The sequence below is a fragment of the Gorillibacterium sp. CAU 1737 genome (assembly GCF_039888655.1).
GTDB lineage: Bacteria > Bacillota > Bacilli > Paenibacillales > NBRC-103111 > Gorillibacterium.
Genome location: NZ_JBDQQO010000020.1, coordinates 1 through 2834 on the forward strand (window position 1 = coordinate 1; position 2834 = coordinate 2834).

At 47.2% G+C, this 2834-nt stretch carries 2 protein-coding genes, 1 tRNA gene and 2 rRNA genes; all 5 read right to left on the minus strand.

Annotated features, from left to right (window positions below; all coding sequences use genetic code 11):
* Positions 1–122, minus strand: a 23S ribosomal RNA gene (locus tag AAFN83_RS22060); the annotation flags it as partial.
* 252 nt (positions 123–374) lie between these two features.
* A complete protein-coding gene (locus AAFN83_RS22065) occupies positions 375–1016 on the minus strand; it encodes an alpha/beta fold hydrolase (protein ID WP_347773440.1) in 642 nt (213 codons plus the stop codon).
* Between the two features lie 167 nt (positions 1017–1183).
* On the minus strand, positions 1184–2167 hold the full coding sequence (locus AAFN83_RS22070) for a hypothetical protein (protein ID WP_347773442.1): 984 nt from the start codon (positions 2165–2167) through the stop codon (positions 1184–1186).
* 368 nt (positions 2168–2535) lie between these two features.
* Positions 2536–2608 (minus strand) — tRNA-Ala (locus AAFN83_RS22075).
* Positions 2609–2721: 113 nt separating this feature from the next.
* Positions 2722–2834: ribosomal RNA gene (locus tag AAFN83_RS22080) — 16S ribosomal RNA — on the minus strand; the annotation flags it as partial.

The following is a 2834-nucleotide window of genomic DNA, read 5'->3' on the forward strand; positions in this document are numbered from 1 at the left end:
CCATTCGGACATCCCCGGATCAATGCTTGCTTACAGCTCCCCGAGGCATTTTCGTCGTTCGCCACGTCCTTCTTCGGCTCCTGGCGCCTAGGCATCCTCCGTGTGCTCTTACTAGCTTAACCATTGTTGTCTTTTTCGTCAGAGACGAAAAAGCAACGATCGACACACTCGGTAAGAATGTTTCCTACGCGTTTGTTGCTTCGCTATCCAGTTTTCAAGGAACAAGCCGCTTCTGCGGTTTAAGCAGAAGCTTTGTTGCTGTTGCTTCAAGAGCAACGAAGAATATAATATCACGCTTTGTGGATAAGGTCAACCCCTGTTCGACAGATTCTTTCTCAGCGGGTTTATGCCGATGCTAACGAGGTCTTTCCACCTTATAGGCTCCTTATCATCTCCACCAATTCATCCATTAATCCATCGGGATTCTCCACCATGGGCATGTGACAGGCGTCTTCGACAAACACAATATTCATGCGCTGCAAAACATCCGGTTCAAGATTCAACGCATCTATTCGACAAGGGTGGTTTCGATGTCCACGATCCCCGTAGATGGCTCCGACCTCACTTTCTAGGCTCTTGAGAAGGTGGGTGTAGTCAAATTGATTTTGCAAGCTGTCTGCTAATGTCGGCAAGTAATAGGGTGCCTCGTCTCGAATCATCTGCAGAACTTCCTCTCCGTACTGCTCCATATGAAGGGGAGTCATGAGATTTTGATAGAAAGGAGTGCTCGGCTTCAAAAAAGACTCGACCAGGATCACCTTTCGAACATTCACCGGGTAGAACGCCGCCAGTTCTAATGCGACAAGCCCTCCCATGCTATGGCCTATCAAAACGTCATATGCCCTTCTTTCGAGAGTTGGGTAAATCCCCGCGGTGATGGCTGCTACGTTGGAGGCGGATTCTGTAACGGAGTGAGGATACTCCCTATACTCAACATTCCATTGCACTAATCGAGACTCCATCCGATTCCAGATTTGACTCGTTGCTTTCATACCATTTAACAATAGGACATTCATTGCTCTCCCCCTATACTCTGCTTCTTTTGCCAGTTGAATACCCACAATCCGAAGGAGATTCGAACTCCCGACCTGCTTGCATGGCAAGTGTTCTCCCACAGTGAGGATGAGAGGATGGTTTCTCTCCGGCGGGAGACGGAAATCCGGCTTTCAACGTTGCTAGTCGTTTACTCTTTTGAGAGTACAACCAAATCGCCATCCCATTCGGGTATATATAGGCAGTCATTAGCATAATCCAAACTGCAAACCTTGAACAGATTAAGGCTCCGTGGATCGCTCTCTGTCGAACAGTTTGGGATGCTTTTTGTAATATTCGGGTTTCCCGCAATAGTAGTGATGATGTTCGTTGACCGTTCAATCATCCTCAAAACATGATTCTGGGTGTCTCCAACATAGATGTTGCCCTCTTCATCAAGCGATAATGACCAGGGCCCATCGAAGTGCTCATCCAAGCGACTGCCAAATGTAGCTTGACGTGCGTTTTGACCATCGCCAGAATAGCCTGATGTCCCCGTGCCCGCTATTGTTTTTACGATTCTCTTCTTTACATCGATCATGCGAACCGCATAATTTTTGCTATCCAATACGTAGATGTTTCCATCAGGCCCATTCCGAATATCGTAAATCCAGTTGAACCTGGCATCCTCAAAGGAACAATGATCCGCTTGGAATCCAGGCTTACCATCACCCAGGGTTTGAATAGGAATCCCCTCAGGAGTAAACTGCCAAATGCGGCATCCTTGTACTTCGTTGACCCACAAGTTTCCGTTAGAATCAACTACACAGTTTCCAACATCAGTAAGTCCAATGTCATTCCCATCAATTAGAAGAAGATAAGTCCTATCCGTAGGATTGACCTGGTAAATCTTTTTGCTTCCAGCACATGATAGGAGCACCGCATCATCTAGGGCTTCTGTTATGTAACTTGGATTTCGCAAATCAAGGATCAGATGGCAATCGCTATTCGCAACGGGATTGTTGCCAGCTGACCACTTTAACCTGCCATTGGCGCTAAAGCAGCCAACCCAGTGTTCAAAATAACTCATCGCATACAAGTTGCCCTTACTGTCATGAAATCCAAATGGAGCGCAACCATCCTTCCACATACCTGAAGATTCAAAATGAGTGATTTGCTTGACCTTCCAGTTCACCATCAAGACCTCCTAATCATGAAGGGTACATGTATGCCTTTTTTGGCCTTCTTTTTCCCTTTGTATCTACTCCTTACTGAAACAATAGGTTCGATCCAAATATTGTTGTTTTTATGAATATATCACATTTAACTGGACAACCGAATGTCACATTTAGAGCTGATCGCTGAAGTTCTGCCAAATCGGTTCTGGCTCTCTTCCCAGCATCCGACTCCCCTGTCTCAAATCCAGTTCGTGCTCCTTGGCCCGCGCTTTAGGTTAATGCTTGGCGATCGTCGGCCCCCACTCAGGACATTCAACTTAAAGATATTGCGGAGTACGCCATACTACAAAAAAACGTCATCACATAATGTGATGACGTTTTTTTATGGAGCCAAGGAGGATCGAACTCCTGACCTCCTGCTTGCAAGGCAGGCGCTCTCCCAGCTGAGCTATGGCCCCAGAGGAAATTCCATCAAAACTGAACAAAGGTGAGTGTGTCGTTGTGCTCCCTCGATCGGAGCGTCAAGTTCGTTACATATGGCAGACCATTACAGTCGCCGGTAACTCCCTAGAAAGGAGGTGATCCAGCCGCACCTTCCGATACGGCTACCTTGTTACGACTTCACCCCAATCATCTACCCCACCTTCGGCGGCTGGCTCCCTTGCGGGTTACCCCACCGACTTC

Bases quoted from the DNA above. Each gene is read 5' to 3' on its own strand.
- AAFN83_RS22065 (WP_347773440.1), bottom strand. From the start codon at position 1,016: ATGAATGTCCTATTGTTAAATGGTATGAAAGCAACGAGTCAAATCTGG.